Consider the following 19,466-nt stretch of genomic DNA (forward strand, 5'->3'; position numbering starts at 1 on the left):
CTAAAGACCTGCAGTGGTGTCTTCGTGTACGTTGTTGCGGTGGTGCTGGGAGTCTGGGCCGTCCGGCAGGTGCGCTGTTACCAGGTGAAGTCACCTGGTCCGTGTGTGCCCTGCTGATGCCCCCTTTTGGCGCTGCTGCGGGTTCCAAAGCAGGAAGGGACGGGATGGGTTTGACCTCTCTGCTCCAGCAACAGGGGGCTGGGCAGAAGACGCACGCGGAGGCCACACTTGCAAATGTGACGGCGTGACCACAGAAGGCATGGTGTGATTGAGTATGGCCCCGTCTGGGCTCGCTTTCCTGGTCTCTTTACTTGGCCTGATGATCGTTTGTAGTCAACTCCGTAACCGCGAAGGGATCTCTGAACACCGCGCTGCCAGTCTGGTCGGTGGCGTCCTCAGGGCGCTGCTGGGTCTAGGGGTCGGGCTCCGTGTAGCTGCTCTGCGGTCAAAACAGGCGAATAGTGGCCATACCGCGTCAGCAGGGTCCAGGCGTCAGAGGAGTAGGTCAAGAAGGGATCCTCGACTGTAGTAGAGAAATGACCTGCGTTGGGCCTTGAAGACTTTAAGTGCCAACGCTCTTCCCCGCAGCTCGGCTCTGTACGAACCTACCCATACATTTTTATCTTCAATCTGCTTGAGTGGGGCAATTTTGCAGAGTCAGCGATGTGGCCCAACTCAGCGAATTTACACCGTAGACGAGTGGTCACACAGAGTCTTCGGCCCGGCACCTCGCCAGTCCCCTTGCGAGGCTGGCATCAGCAAGGTCATGGTGCCCCGCGCAAGGTCATCAAGGGTGTACCGGTCCAACACAGCGTAAAAGGCCCTGGTCGCCTCGCTTAAGGCGCGCTGCAACTCACAGTGTCCTTGCAGCGGACAGGTGGGGCAATTAACCAGGGGCGTCTGCGGTTCCGTGGCACGCACGACGGCACCAAGAATAATCTCGGTGGCAGGCACCGCCAGCTTCAGGCCGCCGCCCCGCCCGCGTGAAGCCTGAACCCAACCCGCCCGGCTGAGAAAGCCGGCCGCCTTGTTCAGGTGGTTGAAGGGGACATGGTAAAGCTGGGCCAGCTCAGCCGTCGTGGCCAGCTGATTCGCTGGCTGCCGGGCCAAGTGCATCAGGATGCGCAAAGAGGCGTCTGTGAAGAGCGTCAACTGCATACGAGGCGCCGCCAGAAGACGATCATGAGGCAGGATAAGGCGCCTGCACCGCCAGGTCTAGCGGTGAATGCCCTTTTCACTGGCGGGCGCCTTGGGTCAAACGGGCCAAATCTCCCTGGCTGGGCCGACCTACCCACAGGGTGCCAGTGGGGCGGACCGGCGGTGCCGCTGGCGTTTCATCTCGTACATCCGACGGTCCGCCAGGGCCAGGAGGACGTCTGCCTCCTGGGCATCCTCGGGTGAATGCACGGTCCCCACGCTGGCCCCCAATGAGGCGCCGACCGCACCGCTCGCGGCCCGCAGGGCCCGCTGCAGTTCCACTTCAGTGTCGCTGGCCGGCCGCTCTGACGAATCCAACAGCACGAACTCGTCGCCGCCCAACCGGTACACTGCGCTGCCCGTTCCCTGAAGGGTGGACGCGAACACCCGTAAGGCGCAGTCCCCCGCTGCGTGCCCGTGGACATCGTTTAAGGCTTTGAACCCGTCCAGATCAATCAGGGTCAACGCCAGCGCCTGCCCCTTGTCCAGGGCTTGGGCAAGGTCGACATCCAGGGCCCGGCGATTGCCCGTACCCGTCAAGCTGTCGGTCCGTGCGGCCGCTGTGGCGGCGCTGACCGCTGCGCGCTGATGGAGAGCTGCGCGTACAGACCGAGCAGCGGCGTTGAGCAGGGTCCGGTCGGTGCTGCGCCACGCGGCGGTGCGCGCCGGGCCGGTGCGGGCGACCGCCAGCACGTAGGCCGTGTCCTCCCATTCGCCCAGCGGCAACCACGCCATCGCCTGGACCCCCGCGCGAACAGCGGCCGGCACCGCATGTGGATGCTTGGGGTAGGCGCTCAGGTAATACGGGCGCTGTAGAGCGTCCAGCCGGGACGTGACGCTGCCCGGCGTTCCAAGGTACGCGGTGAAATCCGGTTGCCCCGTGCGCCGGTGGGCCGCCTGCACGCGGGGCACACCAGCAGCGAAGGTGACCAGGCCAGTCCAATCTGCCCCGATGGCTGGACCGATCAGCCGGGCCGATTGCAGAGCCACTTCACACGGCGTCAGGCTGCGGTCTGAGAGGGTGTGAAGGGCGTCCAAGGTGCGGGCATGTTCTAGGCGGCGTTCAAGGGTACGCCGCTGCCGGTGCGCGGCGTGCAGTTCGACCCGCGCCTGGTCGAGTTTGGCTTGAAGCTCCAACTCATGAACGGCCCCTATCACCAAATCTTGGAGAGCTTGTTGCTGCTCAGTTGACAGGACAAATAGGGTTGAGCTGTACAACTTGACGGTGCCCACCTGACCAACCCCGGCTTTCTGAAGCGGAAGGGCCGTCAGCAAAGGAAGCCTACTCTGAGACGCCCCCTCGGACTCGGCGCCAGACGTCACGCTCAGCCCGTCTACGAGCGTGGCCACCACCCGCTCAGCCGACGTGAGTTGGGCAGCGATGCAGGCCAGACGGGTCAATATTTCGCGGTCATACGGCTCAGGCATCGCGGACACCCGCAGATGCTTCCCCATCACTGGCCGCCACCCGCTCAAGTTTGACGCGCATGCGCGCGGCGAGACGGTACATGGCGTCCGCTTCAGGAGCAGGCAGGACCTCATCCACAGCGCCGCGCCACAGGTGGAGCCACGCGTCAAAATGGGCTGGGGTGAGGCCCAGGTGCTGATGGGCGGCTGGCAGCGAGCTCCGGTAGGCGCTGGGGCCGAGCGTGACCGCGCGCCAGAACCCTTCCAGCCGCAGGAGATGCAGGGGCCACCCCCCCTGCGGATATGGGCCGAGGGCCTGCGAGAAGATGGCACTCAACTCCGGATGTTCTGCGACGCGGCCATAGAAAGTGCGCAGGAGTACCCGCAAGCGCACGTCTCCAATGCGGTCATACAGCTGAGCGGGGCTCACGCGACCACCGCAGCCCCACACAGCCCCAGGCCCACGAGCAGGGTGACGTGTGTGATCCAGCGGGGCGGGGCGGCCCGGCGTGAGGCGGCGCGCACATGCAGAGGAATGAGGAGGCTCAGTGAAAGCAGCAGGCCCCACTGGGTCAGCCGCGCCGCAGAAAAGCCCTGGGTCAAGCTCAGCGCCAGCAGGGTCAGCAGCAGCGCCAGTGTCAGCGGGCCATTCACACGGGCATATTGACGGCCCAGCACCTGGCGGTGGGCGCTGCGGATCGCGGCGTCGGGGAACAGCTGCGCAAAGGCTGGGCTGACCACGAAGGTGGTGAACAGGTACATGCCAAACCAGGCACCGACCAGCAGGACATTTAAATGAGAGAAAAGCGACATCAGAGGCTCCTTGGCTGAGGCGGGGTGGCTCAGCCCTGAGAGAACGGCCGGTTAGCGCCCAGTGGCTGCCAGTTCGTGTGCCTGCGCAGGCGCACGGTCCGCCGCCAGCAACGTAAACGTGCGTGAGGGGCCAAAGGTTTCTGTGAAGCGCCGATCTGTGGGCACCTTCAGGTCGTCTAGGAGCGATTCCACCGCATGCGTGAAGCCGGCCGGGCCGCAGTAGTAATATTCTGCGTCGCCCTCAGGTAAGAGGGGGCTTATGGTGTTGCGGCGAATCAGACCAGCGATGTCATAATCCACGCCGAGTTGATCGTGAATGCCCACTTCCGTGTAATAGATCTGCTTCTGGACTTGTGAGTGGGCCGCGGTCACCGCATTGACATGGTCGTGGAAGGCATGGACTTCGCGGTTCAGGGCGGCGTGAACGAACAGGACAGGGCGGGTTGGGTTCTTGGCGACGAGGTGGTCAAGCAGGCTGATCATCGGCGTAATCCCCACGCCGCCGCTGAGCAGCACCACTGGGCGGTTTGAATCCTGAAGGACAAATTCACCAGCGGGCAGGTGCACGAGGACTTGGTCACCCATGTTCAGCTCCTCATGAAGATGTGTGGAGATCAGGCCGTGGGGGAGCTCGGCCGACGCGGCCCGTTCCCGCTTAACACTGATGCGGTAGGTCTGGCCATTGGGAAGGGCCGTGAGGCTGTACTGCCGAATCTGCCGTGTGGGCCGCCCTGGAACCTGCACCTGCAGACTCAGGTACTGCCCGGGCTGGAAAGGAGGGAGAGGTTGTCCATCCTGGGGGGTCAGTTCAAAAGAGGTGATGACCTGACTCTCTGTGGTTTTGCCGGTCACGACGAACGGTTTGAAGCCGGCCCAGCCACCGGGCTGTTCGGCACCAGCCCGCTTCATGCTGCCCTCGACGCCGATCATGATGTCGGCCAATTGACCGTACGCCGCGCCCCAGGCCTCCAAGATCTCTGGCGTGGCCGCGTCGCCCAGCACAGCAGCAATGGCGGAGAGCAGATGCTGACCGACAATGGGGTAATGCTCGGGAAGGACCTCAAGACTGACATGCTTGTGAGCGATCTGGCCCACCATGCCGCCCAGCTGCTCCAGCCGGTCAATGTGGGCGGCGTAGGCCAGGATGCTCACAGCCAGCGTATCGGCCTGACGGCCACTCGCCTGATTCACTGGATTGAAGATATTGAGGAGCTCAGGGTGAGCTTCAAATAGGGAGGTGTAGAACACCCGGGTGATGGCGGCGCCGTGGGCCTGGAGTGCGGGCACCGTGGCTTTGACGATCTCAAGTTGCCGGTCAGTCAACATAGCTCTTTAATATACTTTTTAAATACTTATTTCAGGGAGATTTGTCCTTAGTGCCTCATTGGGTTCGGAGTGACTTTCTTAAGCGCGCGGGACAAGCATCCCTTTAATACATATCTTAAATACCTATTTGATTTTAGAGCGATTTCGGCAGGAGTCTCACTGCCAGTCCTCGGTAAGGAGCCCACATGAACACCAGAAAGGGTTATGTTGCCTTAAACGGGCCGAGGTAGGCTGAGCCGCTGTGACCGACGCCAAGCCTCACCGTCACCGGTTTTCCATGAGCATCATCCAACACGTTGGGTGGCTGTATCACCGCTTTCCGCTGAGTTATCGGGATGTTCAGGAATTGCTCCGTAGGCGCGGCATCCAGGTCAGCCACGAGACCCTACGTGAGTGGTGCATCAAGTTCTGCCCTCTGTTAGCTCAGAGGCTGCCAAGAACGCTATGCAAAAAAAAGGTTTCAAATTGTTGCAGAGCAGAATGCATGCAGCCAGGACGTGGAAGCCGACGAGGGTGGAGGGCAAGCGTTCTAGATCACGTCCAAGGCGTCTAAAGCGCGACAGCCACGCCAGCAAGCGCTCCACGACCCAGCGCTTGGGGACCAGAATGAACCCTTTGGTGGCTTCGGGGCGCTTGACCACGATCAATTCGACCCCGGCTTGGGTGGCATCCAGGGCGGCTTGGGTCCCGGTACACCCCTGATCGGCGAACGCGACCTGAACCGACACACCTGTAGCTTCCTGCACGTCTAGGCACAGGTCAAAGACCTGTGCTCGGTCTTGCTCATTGGCCGGTGTGGTAAGCACCGCCAGGACGTGCCCCAGGGTGTCGACGGCCAGATGGACTTTGGTGCCCCTGCGCTTCTTCGCGCCGTCAAACCCGGCACGGTGGCCGCTCTCTGGTGTGCTTTGTAAGGTGCGACTGTCAATGATGATCGCGCTTGGCGCCCCGTTCCGGCCCTTCTCCATACGGGACAGAATCCGCAGATCATGCGCCGCGCTCTAAAAGCACGCGGCCTCAAACCAGCGGTGCGCCTGTTGGCGCACCGTCTCTGCCGGGGGAAAGTCATGAGGCAAATACGCCCACTGTGCCCCCGTGCGCGCGACCCAAAGTAGAGCGTTCAATACGTCTCGGATGGAATATTGCCGTTGTCTGGCGTCTTCAGGGCTGAGCAGCAGATATAGGAGCAGAAAGAAATACGTGTCGTCATCGACGTCACTCGGGTACCTTCGGCGCGTCACCGACCCATTCTGCTCGTTACGAAGTCGCTACCGCGAACTTCAAACCTGTGCTTGGCAGCCCCTCAGGACGCAAAATTGAGGTAGACCAAGGCTCATCACTCGCCGTTTCTTCAACCGTTACAAACACCCTTTAGCCTGCACCAAAAGTGAGCTTGAGCCACTCCACCCTTGTAAGTTCAGGCTTGTCGGCTCAATGAGGCCTGACGAATTAAGCTTCCTACGGGTCGGTTCACCACACAAACTTGCCAGAACCAGTGTCAATGTGTGGCGTCTCGGGCAGGCGTGACTCCAAACCAGCGGCGGTACTCGCGACTAAACTGTGAGGGGCTCTCGTACCCGACGGCGTACCCAGCCTTGGCGGCCCCCAACCGCTGACTGGTCAGCAGCCGCCGGGCCTCTTGCAGTCTCAATTGCTTCTGGTACTGGAGTGGGCTCATCGTGGTGACGGTTCGGAAGTGCTCGTACAGTGCCGAGGGACTCATGCGCGCTTCGGCGGCCAGCACCTTCATGCTGAAGGGCTCGGTGTAATGCGCCCGCAGCCAGGTCAAGGCCCGGTTGACTTGGTGCATCGGGGTTCCTTCGGTGGCGATCTGACGCAGCAGCGGCAGCTGGTCGTCTTTGATGGCCCGGTAGAGCAGCTCACGCTCCAGCAGTGGGGCCAGCACCGAGATGTCTTCGGGGCTGTCGAGGAGCTTGACGAGCTGCACCGCCACATTCAGCAGCGCTGGGGTGACCTGGGCCAGGGTGAGACCAGGGGTGCGCGCCGTCACTTCTCGCCGCACGTCGCTGAGCATCTCCCGCAGTAACGTTGTCAAGACACTGGAATCAAGGTTGAGCCGGAAGCACAGGTACGGCCGCTCCGGTGTGGCCTCCAGAATCTGACCGCTGACCGGCAACGCTGCCGAGACCGCCAGATAGTGCGCCGCGTCGTAGGTAAACGTGTGCTGGCCCAGCATCACCTGCTTGCGGCCCTGCACCACGAGGCACAGCGCCGGTTCATGGAGCACCTGAACCGGCGCTTGTGGTGAGGCGGTGCGAACCAGTTCGACCCTGGGGATGGCCGTTGACGTCGTGCCGTCCTGAGGAGCATGTCGGGCGATCAGGGTGGCGAGTGCCCTCAGCGGTGTCATAAAACCTCTTTGTGTTCGCACATTCTTGTGCGGATGATTCTGGACGATTGAGAAAGGCTTGTAGACCAGCCGACTGCTGAATGGCTGCTACCAATCTACTTGATCCATTTTGGGTCAATCCCATCACTCTGGAGTATTGGGCAAGAACGGCGGTGGATTGGTCTACTGCCCGCGGTTTCCCCAAGCCTAAGGTGAATGAGTCAAGCTGCCGCAAGGGGTGGCTCAAGGAGGCAGCATGTCTGAACAAAATTCAACGGAGTTACGCGGCCAAGTCATCGTGATCACCGGGGCCAGCAGCGGGATCGGGGAGGCAACCGCCCGCTATCTGGCGGGTCAGGGGGCACGGGTCGTGCTGGGTGCGCGCCGGCAGGAACGGCTGGATGCCTTGGTCGCTGACATTCGGGCGGCAGGCGGAGTCGCCGACGCCCGGGCGACGGACGTCACCCGCCGCGAAGACTTGGCCGCGCTGGTCAGGCTGGCAACCGAGTCGCACGGCCAGCTGGACGTGCTCGTTAATAACGCCGGGGTCATGCCGCTCTCCCCGCTGGACGCCCTCAAGGTAGACGAGTGGGATCGGATGATCGACGTGAACATTAGGGGCGTCCTGTACGGCGTCGCGGCGGCGTTGCCCGTGATGGTGCAGCAGGGCCGCGGACACGTCATCAACGTGTCGTCCATCGGTGCCTACCAGGTCAGCCCGACGGCGGCGGTGTACTGCGCGAGCAAGTGCGCAGTCAATGCCATCTCGGAAGGGCTGCGGCAGGAACAGCCGGCGTTGCGGGTCACCATCGTTGCTCCAGGCGTTACCGAGTCTGAACTGGCCGAGTCCATCAGTGATGAGGCGGCCCGCGATCTGATGCGCGAATACCGCCAGCTGGCCCTCCCTGCGCTCAGCATTGCGCAGGCTATCGGCTACGCCATCACGCAACCTCAAGCGGTCTCCGTCAACGAACTGGTCGTGCGCCCCACGGGTGCACACTGAAGAGGCTGACCCAGAGATCAAGGCAGGGCGGACGCCGCTAACAATGCGGGTGCAAGATGCTGTGCTCCCCACGATGCTCATCGTTCCTCGCGCACATCCCACCAGAGGACCCCTTATGAAAACCGATTCCATCGCCCCGACCAACGAAGCAACTCACCCTTACGTAGGCCTGTGGGTCACTGCCGACCGGCAGATTCGCCATGAGTTGCTGCCCAACGGGCGCTACGTTGAGGCCCGGGGGAAGCGTGAACAGGCCTACTTGGGCCGTTATGAAGTGACAGGGGCCCACATCGAGTACTGGGACGACGCCGGCTTCACTGCCGACGGCGACTTCAGAAACGACGTGCTTTATCACGCCGGGATGGTGCTGAACCGTCAGAGATGAATCGCCCTGGAAGTGGTCAGAGAGCTGGCTCAGCGCTCAGCCCCTGACCCTTCGAGAAATAGACATCCCAGTGGTGAGGAAGAGTGTGGTGCCTTGATCGGCCCCAAGGCAGCTGGAGGGCAGGGGTGGCCTGAGATGATTGACCACATCTGGGCCGCTTGCGGCTGGCTGGTTCGTCTGGTCATGGCGGAAATGCTGGTTCGGATGTGAAGGTGGAGGTTCTCGATGCGGACCTACAGGTGAGGGCATTCCTGCGGCCGTTTCCGCCGCCCCAAGCCCTGTCGTTGGCGCCTCCAAGGCCAGGTAAGTCGGTGAGAATGTTCCCCATTCACTGCTTGCCGCGTGCCGTGGAGATCACCTGGAGGTGGCCGACGTCAGTCCGGCGACGTATCTCCCTAAGTGCCGCGCCGTCACTCCGCAGCTGAGCCGTCTGAATGATCTCCAGGACATCGTCTTCACCCACGAGCCGGATCAGGAAGGGCTGTGCGGCGTCCGTGTCTCGCTGCTGCTGAAGAAGGAGACCCTGCACGAAACCGTGCTCGTCGACCGCCCTCCAGAGCCAGGATCGGACGCCATCGACGGGGTTCCAGGTCTACAGTTCCTCAGCGAAAAGGACGCTGAAGTTGACGCATCATTGGCAGAGGGTCTCGTGGCTGACCTGTTGGGCCGCGTTGATACAGCACGTCTTGCACGTCCCGGTTACTCCGGAGAAAGCAGTGGTACAGGCTCTTGGGCGCGCTGGGTGTCTGTCACGGCGGGTTGCCCAGCCCGGTTAAGGCAACACAACCCACAACAGGCAGAGGAGCCGGGCTTAGAAATGCCAGCACGCAGGGCCAGATGCCCCAGAGTCAAGTCAGCCTGCACCTGCTTTTGCGCGATCAGCTTCGCCGGTCAAGCAGTTGGTGAAGCTGCTCAGGATGACGCAGTTGTGGCGGAGCTACCGACGTCGTTGATGCCTTCACAGCCTCATTTAGCTCGACTTAATGATTTCTTTTGGTGGGTTTGCCGTGTTGTATACACTTGATAGGTTGGCCAACTCGGAGGAAGAAAGCTGTCTCACGGCACTAGGGCCGTTCTAGTTGTCGGTGATTCTGACACCGTCAACCATTGAACAGGACGCTTTTTACAAGGCGCCCACCCCAACCTGTCTTTCCGCATAGACAGCCAAGAGCTCACGAAGGCCACAGCTATTGCAGCTGAAGGTTGTCATTGAAGGGGAGAGATCACTTGGCCCTGATACCAACAAGGTTGATCTTGGTAAGCGCCTCATGTGCTCCCTGACCATCTCGCTCACAGCTGAACGGCTTGTTCATTTCCAGTTTATATAGAGATGTGAAGTGCCGCACCTTACTTGTTATAACCGTTTATCATTGTGTCGCCCCAATTCGTTCAAGGAGAGTTGCAGATGCCGGAGACCCACAAAATGATTCTGGAAAGAGCCAACGCGGCGGTGGTTCAAGGCGACTTCGAAGGATTTCTGGGATTTTGTACTGAGGATACGGAGTGGACATTCGTAGGTGATCAAACGCTCACCGGCAAGGAAGCTGTTCGCCAATATATGGCGACCGTCTACAAGGAGCCGCCCAAATTGAGTGTTCACCGCATGATTTCCGAAGGTGACTTTCTCACAGTCATCGGTGAGATCACGTTGACAGACGAAGTGGGGAAAGCGACGCGTCATATGTACTGCGACGTCTGGCACTTCCGCGACGGCAAAATGGCTGGCCTACAGGCCTTCGTGATTTGAGGCCGCTTTAGACAGCACAACGCCTGCGCAGAGGGCCTGACAACCGTCCGCGGACACGAGGATCTCGCCCGCCAAGAGTCAAAACAGTCAAGGAAGGGCCGGGGAAGTCGACGGATTGGCATGCCATTGAACGTAGTGAGTAGAAGAGTCATCCGGAACAAGAGAACACTTCATGGCGCAATTGCCTTTCCGTCCCTTCCCCACCCGGTTCATGTGGCCCCATAGACTCGCCACATAACGCCTTGAGGGTCTAATTGGAGTCAATAGGCTTGCCCTAGGCTCTATTGAGCAGTGACGGTCTGCGCCTGCCCGTTTCCCAGTCAGTCAGGGCTCACATCTCGGAGGATCTGAATGGAGTGGTGGGTGTGTTCCGTGTGCCGGCAACAGGCGCTCCACCCCGTTCCAGGGGCGTGGGGGCCAGGTCGTGGTCAAGGCGATCCAGCGTCTCAAAAACACTCCCGTAGCCTTGCCCATCAATGTAATGGCCTCCTCAGCTGACGAAGGCTTCTCTGGACGTGATCGTCGTGGTACCACATATCGAAAGACCGGTCGATCAAATTCACGACTCGCCGGGGAAGCCGTGCTGATGCGTACCCTCCTGCAGGAGGGTACGCATCTCCTCGTGTTGCGCGAAACGGCGCCAGCGGCAACGGTGCCCTGAAAGCTACCGTTCGGTTTGAGTCGTGCTTTCCAAGTGGAGCCCGTGTGCATGGAGACGCCGAAGTGGTCAGCAATCTCCTGGTTCCATTTGGGGGCGTCCAAGCGACGCTCCTCAAGTTGAGCGCAGGAGGAATGGGTCAGCGGCCCACCAGACAGGCCGCGAGCCTATCAACTCAGACCTCCGCCGTGATCAATACGTGGGCGTTTTCACAGGCCTGAAGGTCAGGAGGACGCTGGGACGCGAAGCTTTTCATGCCTAGTCGCTGCTCACGCTGAATGTCCGCCGGATGACTGATCTTGGCGGGCACATGAAACCAGGTCACATCTTGACGCTCTTAATGTTTCATCGCCGTCCATGCAGCGCTGCAGGACGCGGTGCTGATCATCCTCACTCGAACCGAGAAGCCTGTCGAGCCTATTCAGGCCGTCTCCGTTAGGCCATTAGGGGCTTTCTACGACGATGGCGCTCGCTTGAGCGAAGGTCTGCCGAAATGCCTTCAGTGGGGCGTAATCGGCTGAGTGGTAAAACTTCTCAGCGGCCTGCTTAGAATCAAAACGGAGAATAACACCGAAAGCGGGCGTGGTTTCAGCTTCCCAAACCAGCGGTTGAGGATCACGGGCGACGGGGACGCCGCCGTATTGGGTGACGATCTCCAACGTCTTGGTTTCGTACTCGGCCCACTTCGCTTCGTCATGTGGGGTGACACTAATGACCATATATGCACTCATTTTATTCTCCTTATGCTTGGGGGAAATCAACGGCCAACTTCGTGTCCGTACCTATACCGTAGCACACAAGTATCTTGTGCAAAAGATACTTGTGTATGTTAAACTCTATACATGCGTCTCAATGAGCAAATCTGCTTCTCACTCGCAACTGCGTCGCGCTCAGTAGCGGCACTGTACCGGCCTCTGCTCGAGGAGGTGGGACTTACCCAGCCACAATTCATGGTCATGCTGGTGTTGTGGGAACGCGATCACACCACCATCAAGGACATCGGGGCGGCGCTGCAACTCGACCACGGTACGCTTACCCCTCTGCTCAAGCGGTTGGAGACTGCTGGTCATATTGTGCGGCGTCGCCGCATTGACGATGAGCGTAGTGTTGACATCGAGTTAACACCTCAAGGAGCTGCACTACGTCAGCGGGCCGAAGGCATTCCTGCGGGAATCTCACGGGCGCTGCCTCTCACTGAAGAGGAAAATGCTCTCTTACGCAGGCTTCTAACCAAGCTCGGCGCTACCAGCAGCTGAGCGTTGACATTCGGCTTCCTGAACTGAGTTTGCCTCAATTTCAATGCGTACAGACAGTTCCGCTACTGGAGGGAGGTTCATCGGTTCAGCATCCTAACCGGTTGTGCTGCCCTGACCGGGTTGGGGGAGGCTGTCCCGCTGTGACTGACCTGAAGCCTTACCCCCACCGTTTCCCGGTAAGCTTGTTCAGCACCCCAATTGGCTCCAGCACCACTTCTCCCTGGGTGGCCGAGACATCTAGAAATTGTTTCAGGTGAGCGGCATTGAGGTCAGTCATGCAGCCCTTCGCGAAGGGTAGATCAAATTCGGGCCCCTCCTCTCGCTGGCATCTGGATCAAGTCTGTCCGTCCATCGGAGGCGTCAGACACGGGCTCTGAAGGGCAGTGGACGGGCACGACTTCGTGCAGGGGATGCTCTGCAGCGGCACCGCGAGACGCATGCCGCGAAAACCTTTCTGACCGGACTGCTGAGTGAATATCACGTTTCGGACGTTATTGACGTTGACACAAATTAACTGTGGAGCCGCGATTCGGGCGATCCCCAACTTGATGAAGGTCGATCACCAACGGGTGAGCTCCACGGCACGCGGCAACAATTGGATTGAGTAACCTCACCGACCTACACTGCATCAGGGAGCGCAAGAAGTTCTGCATCTGCACGCTCACATCGAAGACCGCCGCTCTCACACCCGAACCAACGTTCCTGTCAAAAACAGACGATACCATCAAAAGCAAGCGTTCCACACGTGGTCTTCAGTTACAGCGGGGGTGGCCTGAACCTTAGACCACCCCACGCTGTGTATGCCGTGCAGCAAGTGAAGAAACACAACTTGGCCCGTTGTTTGTCTATGGCATACAGAGTGAAGCCCAGATCGTTGTCGGCTCCGCCTTGCGCAGTCAGACCCTGGATGGCTTATGTGAGTGCCAACTGCTTTTGACAGCAGGCCAGGGCGTGTTCAAGGGAACCGAGATACAAGTGGACGATACCGAGACTGTTGAGGGCACGTGCCAACCGGAGATGATCTTGCTGCTCCCGCTGGATCGGCTCGGTAGGCCAGCACGCTCTGGGCCGGATGCCCGCAGCCTGACACTTGGTCTTCCGGGCACTGACGCTTTTTCATGACGTCTCCACGTAGTCGAGACTGGAGAGGTTTCTGGGCTCGGCTCTCCTGCAAACCGTTCAGGTTTGCAGGGCAGTCCACATCGTTGAAGCCCCTCCGCCTCAAGCCCTCTAGCGCTGTGGACAGTGCGTCATCTGGCCAGGTGAGGTGTTCGGTTGAGCTGCGTCATTCCGACCGGTCAAAAAGAGTCATAACGAGAGCGACTGTGCTGAAGAAGCCGGCGCCGATTGCCAGCAGCATTGAGGGGACAAACGCGGATGGGGGTGGAACCCATTTGCCTCCGATTATCCAGGGCAAGGTGACGACCAACGCGGTCGATGTGGCCGCCACGACCTCGTTGATGGCGAGCGCACCCGAACCCCACGAGCCGCCAGGTTTCAAGAGGTTGCGTACCGAATCGACTGACGTTAGGACGACGGGAACGCTGAGGGCGACGAACAGGAGGGCTCCCCAGGTGGCGTTGAGGTGCGCCAGCACCAGCGGAATGAGGAGTGGAAGGGCAAAGAGGAAGAAGAGTCCCCGCACTCCAGAACGCAGGTATTGGTCGGCGTTGGGCGCGGCGCGGCGAGTACGGCGGTGCCCAGATTCCAGGTAGAAGAAGACGCCTACAAGAAACGTCCCGACAAGTGTGGCTGCGATTTCTGACAAACCGACCAGAATCTCTGGGCTGACCTCTTGCGCCATGACTACACCCTCCTCAGCAAAGTGAAATGAACTGCAGGCGGGCCGGTTCCACCCAGTGCATTTGCGATAGTCTGGTCTCAGTTGCCGCCCTGTACAGTCTTACCCGAATCGACCCGTGGCCTTCAGAGATCTGGCCATACGCCCGGGCCAACTGTGCGTCATCAGCGGCAGGAGACCCGGTGCGCAGAGCGTAAGGAAGTCAATCTTGAGGCTATGAACTTGTGTTGGTGACGCAGTGAGCTGCCCCGCACGAATGCCAGGCAAAGTCGTCATACAGCACCTGCAGCCTCACCAGCGGCATATCCTGACTTCAATCGTTCACGGTTTCCCGTTCGGGCGAGCGTGGACGCGACCGCTGCCCCGAGCAGATCTTCGAATGTGGGTGCCGGGAAAGACAAAAGAAGGCGGAGAGGGTGTGAACGCGCAGTCATGGAGCAAACAAGTTTCACAGGACGCGTCAAACAGCCTGGCACTGCCTGCGGATCAGGTCACTTCCCCTCAGCTTCTGCCAGGAAACGGACTAGGTCGTCGTAGCCGTAGAGCAGCGCCAACTCCCGGGGCGTCAGGCCCGTGTGCGTCTTCAGGTTCAGGCGGGCGCCTGCCTCGACCAGGACTCGCGCCGCTTCCAGATGTCCGTGCCAGACCGCATCGTGCAGCGCCGTCAGTCCGTTATAGGCCCCCTGCGCATCCAGTTCGGGCGCTGGCGTCCCAACCTGGCCGCGCTGCTCCATCAGTGCCCGAATGACGTCGGCATGCCCCATGTAACTGGCCTCGTGGACAGGCGTCCCCCTCATCAGTCCGGTCACCCGGCGAGGATCCGCACCTGCATTCAGCAGCACACGCACGATGTCGGTGTGTCCTTCTCGGGCAGCGACGCCGAGCGGGGTATAGTCGTCGTCCAGGCGTCCCACAATCGGCGCTCGCCCGTTGACGGAGCCTCCGGCCGCAATGAGCCGTTCAACCTCATCGAGGTCGCCCACCTTGACTGCTGCCATCAGCGTCAGCGCACGAACGTGCTCGGCGTCAGTCTCGATTCGCGCCTCTACCGCGCGTGCAATCGCGTCGAGGTGATCTTGCTGCGCGAGGTCAAGCGCCGTCTGCTGCCAGTGGTTCCTGATCGTCGTCCTGGCGCCACGCTTCAGAAACAGTTGAACGGCCTCCTCCCGCTTGTGCAACACCGCGTCCATCAGGGGCGTGTTCCCGAGAACAGGGGACTGTTGATCAATAAAGGCGCCGCGGTCGAGCAGCAGACGGATGACGTCGGTGTTGCCCGACTGTGCTGCTTTGTGAAGCGCCGTCGCACCCATGCGCGGCTCAATCGCCAGCACGTCCGCTCCAGCCGTGAGCAGCAGTTCCACCATCTGCGGCTGTCCAAGGCCGACAGCGATCATCAGCGGCGTAAACCCTTCGGGACTGCGGCGGTCTACATCTGTCCCGGCAAGCAGACGTTCAAGTGCCGTCGTCAGGTCGCCGGCCCGAATTGAGGCTTCTAAATTCATGTTGGTTCTCCCTTCAGGAAATGCGGGCTTGAGGATTGAGCGATCTTAAGTTGATGGAAGTGCCGGTACGGCATCATCGGTTTCCTCACTGCGGCGCTCCAATCGTGCCGAGAAACTTGATCAGTTCTGCATTGACACGGCTGGCCTCTTCGTGCTGGGGCCAGTGACCTGCATGTTCCAAGCGGATCACGTCGACCAGGCCGGGCTGGGCCTGCCGGAGGTCTGCAGGGGTCGGGGGAGTGGGATGGAAAAACTGGCACAGGCCGTCGGCTGCGCCGTAGAGGTACAGGCTCGGCTGGTGAATAACCGCGTTCTTAAACGCCGCCGTCAGATCGAACGTGATCTGCAACACGCGGTAGTAATTGAGCCCGCCCTGGAAGCCGGTCTTCTCGAAAGAACGGATCGTGTGTTGAACGTAGTCTGGATCCGCCCAACTCGGCACGGCCATCGGGGAGGGCCGGAGCATCCCCCGGGCCGGATCGAGAGGATCCCACCGCGCGTCTGGTGGCGGGCTGGCCGACAGCCAGTACAGGATGCTGGGAATGGTCTTCGCTGCTGGCGCATAGCGGGCCTCGGCCTCCGGCTTGATCATGTTGGCAGCGTAGTAACGCTCCCCCAGCCCCCGTCTGCGCAGCTCCTCCCAGAGACTGATCTCGCCGCGGGGCGCGTACGGGATACTCAGGCTCACCAGCGCCCGAAAACGGTCTGGCCGCATCACCATGGCGCGCTGAGCATAATCCGCACCCCAATCGTGGCCCACCAGAACGGCAGACTGAATTTCGAGGGCGTCCAGGACACCCACCAGATCACCCACAATATGGAGGGACGTATAGAGACTGACGTCGGCCGGGGCGTAGCTTGCCCCGTACCCACGCATGTCGAGCGCCACTGCGCGGTAGCCTGCTTCGGCGACCGCGCGCATCTGACTGCGCCAGGTCTCGGCCGTGTCCGGGAAGCCGTGGCAAAACAAGACCGCCGGCCCCTGGCCCTGCTCGATCACATGGAACGGCTCCCCGTTGACCTGCACCTGCGCCCGGCGAACCGGGAAGGCGTTGGGCGACCCTGAGACAGTGGCCAGTGCCTGAGACGGCCTTTTCGGCGCGGCAAGCCGTTCGCGCTTGGAAGATGACCCGTCTGCGCCAGAGGCTCCCGGCAGAGCATCCCGCTTCGAGCTGTAGAGGTCGGTTGTGCGGGACGTCGCGGCGAGCCGGGCTCCAACCGCACCGTTCTTCAGCGTTACACCGGAAGGCAACATCGAATCTTCACGCATCACAGCACCTCCAAGTTCAGGATCACGCCGCCAATGGGTTTAAAGCGGGCGAAATAGGTGACGGAACCAAGTAGTTGGTGCGGCTTGGTTGGCCTTGGTGAGATCGCGGCCACCGATCAGCAGCGGCACCTTGGGATGAGCGTTGCGCAGGACGTGTCCCGCCCAGCGGCCAACAACGCCGGAACCTCCGGTCAATACAACAGGATCTGACGATAGGCATCACTCTCCTTATATGAGCTGGAAATGCCCTTTGTTATCAAAGCCTTCTGTCTGAGCCAAGGAATTGAGCGGTTTTCCTCTGGTGATCACTGGCTGCATCATTCGGCACTCAACGTGTTTTTCAGCCTCCCTTCGGGCAATTCAGGACGGCGGAGAATCGCCAGACGTCCGAATGGCGTCTGCGCCACCCGCACGGATTCAAAGCCGGCAGCGAGTCCTTCCTGGACTAACTCCTCGGCCGTCGGTGCGAAGACCATCCCTCTGTGACGGAACAGCAGTTGTGACAGAGCAAAGCCGCGCATGGCGGCCATGTCGCCGTCCATGGGAGGCACGAAGAGTTCTTGCATGAGCAACGTGCCTCCAGGCCGAAGGGCCCGAAGGATCACTTGTAAGACGCCGGCGCGTATGGCTTCGGGAAAAAAGGGTTGAGCCCAAAACGCCGTATCATAGGCGCGCTCCTCATCAAGCGTCTGGACGTCTTGGCAGCGGATCTCTACTCTGGTTTCAACACCCAGAGCCCGCACCCGCCGACGGGCTTCATCGGCGATGCTGGGCAGCAGTTCGAGGCCGACCTGATGACTCTTCGGAAAGATCAATGCCATGTTCAGAAGGGCTCCAGCAACGCCGCACCCCACGTCCAGTCCCCGTCCTCCAGCTTCCAGCACCGCGTATTCAGGCAGGGCATCTGCGAGGAGCCGAAACGCGATTTGCGTCGCGGGGGTGACGTGACCACCAAACACCTTGGCCTGGATCAGGGCGTCGGTCTCGCTCATGGGGATGCCTGGGGGCATTTGGACGGCCTCTTGGATATAGCGCGGCAGCATTTGGGCGTAGTCGAGCAGGTCGGCGATACCCACAGTGGCGTCGTCGGCACACAGGGCCTCAAACGAGGGACTGAGACCCACAAGGTCACCCTCCCATTCCACGACACCGTGCGCTGTGAGGACGAGCAGAACGCTTTCCAGGTGCGCCAACGAGCTTCCGGTAGAAGTCTGTAGGGCCTGCAAGCTGCGCGGCTCTGCCAGCAAGGGGAGCCAGCCAGCCTGTTGCACAGCCTTGAGCAGGGCCAGGGCTTCAGCGCCTCTACTCCAGGTGTCCAGCAAGGTCTTGGCCTGCGACATGAGTTGGTGGCGCGGTGTGGGCCGGGTCTCGTGCGAGCCAGAGGTCACACGATCACCTCAAAAAAGAGACGGTGACAGTTCTTCATGGGCGCTCAACCTCCTCATCAGCATGGCGAACTTGCGTTTGTTTCGGGGCTGATCGGTGATAAACACAGGCTGCGCTCAGTCGCAGGGCAGGAGATAATTTGGACGGCGGTACGCAGTCACGAATCCAGCGCGGCGCATGTTGTGCTCACTGGGGTTCGGCGACTCAGGCAAATCTTCGGCAACCTGAGTCAAGAGATATTTCGCTCCGAGTCTCGCGCTGTCCTGAATGCGCCGAGCAATCAGAGCCGCCTGCACTCCCTGACGGCGATGTTGCGGCACGACCGCGGCATTGCCCAGCCAACCGAAGTCACCGAACACCGCCAAACTGGCGCATCCCACCGCTTCGTCCCCTTGAAACGCCAGATAGCTGTGCCATGGGAGACGCCCGAGGATGCCTTGAAACATAGGGCGCCAATCTCCAGACAAACCGTATCCCCTTTCAAAGACCTCCATAAAGGTGTCCAAAGCGTCTAGACCGACCTCACGCACCTCAATTCCGGCTGGAATGGGGATGGGGCTGGACGCAACGTCCCGTCCAAGTTGCATCAGTGCGCGGGTCGGCAGGGCACCCAACCTCAGCAGGCGCGCCTCCAGATCCGCAGGTTGAGCCTGCGGATGCAGGCTGACCATAATCTGGGACGCACCACTGCGCCGGACGGCAGCCTGAATATCGCTTAGGTCATCGTCTGTTACAGGCCGGGAAAGACCCAATCCCAGCGTCCGGTTGAACCAAGTCAATGTCGGAAAGTGGGTGATGAGCTGAAGTGTGGCCCCAGCCACATCAAGCGTTGCCATGCCCAGGAGGTCTCGCTCTCTTTCTGAAATGGAAGAGAAGAGATCGCGCACCATTTGTGTTTCGGCATTTTCAAAGGCTATCTGCAGCTGAGGGGGATAGGTCGTCTTTGAAGTGACCATCGATCTCCTTTCTTACGCAAGAAGGGCAGAGCTCTTGACACGGATTGGTTGGGGTGGACGGCCTGCTTCAGATCTGTGCCGTCCACCGCTGTTTTCGCTGAGGGCCCTGGAAGGGATCCGGGCGAACCGAGCCGTTCATCTTCAAGTTCGGCTGCGCCTTTCAAAAAGCGCTCCAGATTCCCAGGAGTCGGCTCTGGCGGCGCACCACTCGCGTCTGGGATACCCGTCCCGTATCCACGGTCCGCCGCGCGAACCCGCTCGGCGACGCTCTCGCCTGGAGCAGCAGCGCCGTGGGCCGTGCCAGCTGGAAAAGATGAGGAGCCACTGCAATAAACCACAACCTTACGGCCACTGACCCAAACTGTCAGTTCACCGGACAACAGGTACAGCTGTCATCCCACTGCGTGTG

At 60.6% G+C, this 19,466-nt stretch carries 17 protein-coding genes and 2 pseudogenes; 5 read left to right on the top strand and 14 right to left on the bottom strand.

Annotated elements, in window-relative coordinates:
* Positions 1–684: 684 nt before the first annotated feature.
* The 5 genes from GO986_RS15835 to hmpA all read right to left on the bottom strand — a co-directional run bounded on the left by GO986_RS15835 (position 685) and on the right by hmpA (position 4,743).
* Positions 685–1,158 (bottom strand): RrF2 family transcriptional regulator, encoded by a 474-nt coding sequence (locus GO986_RS15835; RefSeq protein ID WP_157460282.1) that lies wholly within the window; start codon positions 1,156–1,158, stop codon positions 685–687.
* A gap of 129 nt (positions 1,159–1,287) precedes the next feature.
* Positions 1,288–2,625 (bottom strand): GGDEF domain-containing protein, encoded by a 1,338-nt coding sequence (locus GO986_RS15840; RefSeq protein WP_198170732.1) that lies wholly within the window; start codon positions 2,623–2,625, stop codon positions 1,288–1,290.
* Positions 2,618–3,034 carry a truncated hemoglobin gene (locus GO986_RS15845; protein WP_369409420.1) on the bottom strand — a complete coding sequence of 139 codons (417 nt, stop codon included), beginning with the start codon at positions 3,032–3,034 and terminating at the stop codon, positions 2,618–2,620. The genes GO986_RS15840 and GO986_RS15845 overlap by 8 nt, the downstream gene beginning before the upstream one ends.
* On the bottom strand, positions 3,031–3,417 hold the full coding sequence (locus GO986_RS15850) for a hypothetical protein (protein ID WP_157460284.1): 387 nt from the start codon (positions 3,415–3,417) through the stop codon (positions 3,031–3,033). The genes GO986_RS15845 and GO986_RS15850 overlap by 4 nt, the downstream gene beginning before the upstream one ends.
* 51 nt (positions 3,418–3,468) lie before the next feature.
* The gene (gene hmpA, locus GO986_RS15855; protein WP_157460285.1) at positions 3,469–4,743 is read right to left on the bottom strand and encodes an NO-inducible flavohemoprotein; all 1,275 of its coding nucleotides are present in this window, start codon (positions 4,741–4,743) and stop codon (positions 3,469–3,471) included.
* 241 nt (positions 4,744–4,984) lie between these two features.
* On the opposite strand from hmpA, the pseudogene GO986_RS15860 reads away from it, so the two are divergent.
* Positions 4,985–5,182, top strand: a pseudogene (locus GO986_RS15860) (IS6 family transposase); the annotation flags it as partial.
* Here the strand turns inward: GO986_RS15860 and GO986_RS15865 are convergent.
* Together GO986_RS15865 and GO986_RS15870 are read right to left on the bottom strand one after the other, a co-directional pair.
* Positions 5,145–5,984: pseudogene (locus tag GO986_RS15865) on the bottom strand (IS5 family transposase). The pseudogenes GO986_RS15860 and GO986_RS15865 overlap by 38 nt on opposite strands.
* Before the next feature lie 257 nt (positions 5,985–6,241).
* Positions 6,242–7,114, bottom strand: a complete 873-nt coding sequence (locus GO986_RS15870; protein ID WP_157460286.1) for an AraC family transcriptional regulator — start codon at positions 7,112–7,114, stop codon at positions 6,242–6,244.
* 235 nt (positions 7,115–7,349) lie between these two features.
* Here GO986_RS15870 and GO986_RS15875 point away from each other — a divergent pair, with 235 nt between their 5' ends.
* The gene (locus GO986_RS15875; protein ID WP_157460287.1) at positions 7,350–8,096 is read left to right on the top strand and encodes an SDR family oxidoreductase; all 747 of its coding nucleotides are present in this window, start codon (positions 7,350–7,352) and stop codon (positions 8,094–8,096) included.
* Positions 8,097–8,211: 115 nt separating this feature from the next.
* Entirely contained in the window at positions 8,212–8,481 is a 270-nt protein-coding gene (locus GO986_RS15880) for an Atu4866 domain-containing protein (RefSeq protein WP_198170734.1), read from the top strand.
* Between the two features lie 328 nt (positions 8,482–8,809).
* On the opposite strand, the gene GO986_RS23490 is transcribed toward GO986_RS15880, so the two are convergent.
* Positions 8,810–9,010: a hypothetical protein gene (locus GO986_RS23490; protein WP_369409421.1), complete on the bottom strand. Its 201-nt coding sequence runs from the start codon at positions 9,008–9,010 to the stop codon at positions 8,810–8,812.
* A gap of 876 nt (positions 9,011–9,886) precedes the next feature.
* On the opposite strand from GO986_RS23490, the gene GO986_RS15890 reads away from it, so the two are divergent.
* Positions 9,887–10,228 carry a nuclear transport factor 2 family protein gene (locus tag GO986_RS15890; RefSeq protein WP_157460289.1) on the top strand — a complete coding sequence of 114 codons (342 nt, stop codon included), beginning with the start codon at positions 9,887–9,889 and terminating at the stop codon, positions 10,226–10,228.
* A 1,101-nt stretch (positions 10,229–11,329) separates the two neighbouring features.
* On the opposite strand, the gene GO986_RS15895 is transcribed toward GO986_RS15890, so the two are convergent.
* The gene (locus tag GO986_RS15895) at positions 11,330–11,617 is read right to left on the bottom strand and encodes a DUF1330 domain-containing protein (protein ID WP_157460290.1); all 288 of its coding nucleotides are present in this window, start codon (positions 11,615–11,617) and stop codon (positions 11,330–11,332) included.
* Positions 11,618–11,728: 111 nt separating this feature from the next.
* Here GO986_RS15895 and GO986_RS15900 point away from each other — a divergent pair, with 111 nt between their 5' ends.
* Positions 11,729–12,142, top strand: coding sequence for a MarR family winged helix-turn-helix transcriptional regulator (locus GO986_RS15900; RefSeq protein WP_157460291.1), 414 nt, complete (start codon positions 11,729–11,731; stop codon positions 12,140–12,142).
* A gap of 1,285 nt (positions 12,143–13,427) precedes the next feature.
* Here GO986_RS15900 and GO986_RS15905 read toward each other — a convergent pair.
* From GO986_RS15905 to GO986_RS15925, 5 genes are all read right to left on the bottom strand, one after another.
* A complete protein-coding gene (locus GO986_RS15905; RefSeq protein WP_157460292.1) occupies positions 13,428–13,946 on the bottom strand; it encodes a hypothetical protein in 519 nt (172 codons plus the stop codon).
* A 488-nt stretch (positions 13,947–14,434) separates the two neighbouring features.
* Positions 14,435–15,445 (bottom strand): ankyrin repeat domain-containing protein, encoded by a 1,011-nt coding sequence (locus GO986_RS15910; protein WP_157460293.1) that lies wholly within the window; start codon positions 15,443–15,445, stop codon positions 14,435–14,437.
* Positions 15,446–15,530: 85 nt separating this feature from the next.
* Entirely contained in the window at positions 15,531–16,715 is a 1,185-nt protein-coding gene (locus GO986_RS15915; RefSeq protein ID WP_198170736.1) for an alpha/beta fold hydrolase, read from the bottom strand.
* Between the two features lie 317 nt (positions 16,716–17,032).
* On the bottom strand, positions 17,033–18,103 hold the full coding sequence (locus tag GO986_RS23495; RefSeq protein ID WP_157460294.1) for an SAM-dependent methyltransferase: 1,071 nt from the start codon (positions 18,101–18,103) through the stop codon (positions 17,033–17,035).
* 114 nt (positions 18,104–18,217) lie between these two features.
* Entirely contained in the window at positions 18,218–19,057 is an 840-nt protein-coding gene (locus GO986_RS15925) for a GNAT family N-acetyltransferase (RefSeq protein ID WP_157460295.1), read from the bottom strand.
* Between the last annotated feature and the right edge of the window lie 409 nt (positions 19,058–19,466).

This window comes from Deinococcus arboris (genome assembly GCF_009755355.1).
Classification (GTDB): Bacteria; Deinococcota; Deinococci; order Deinococcales; family Deinococcaceae; genus Deinococcus; species Deinococcus betulae.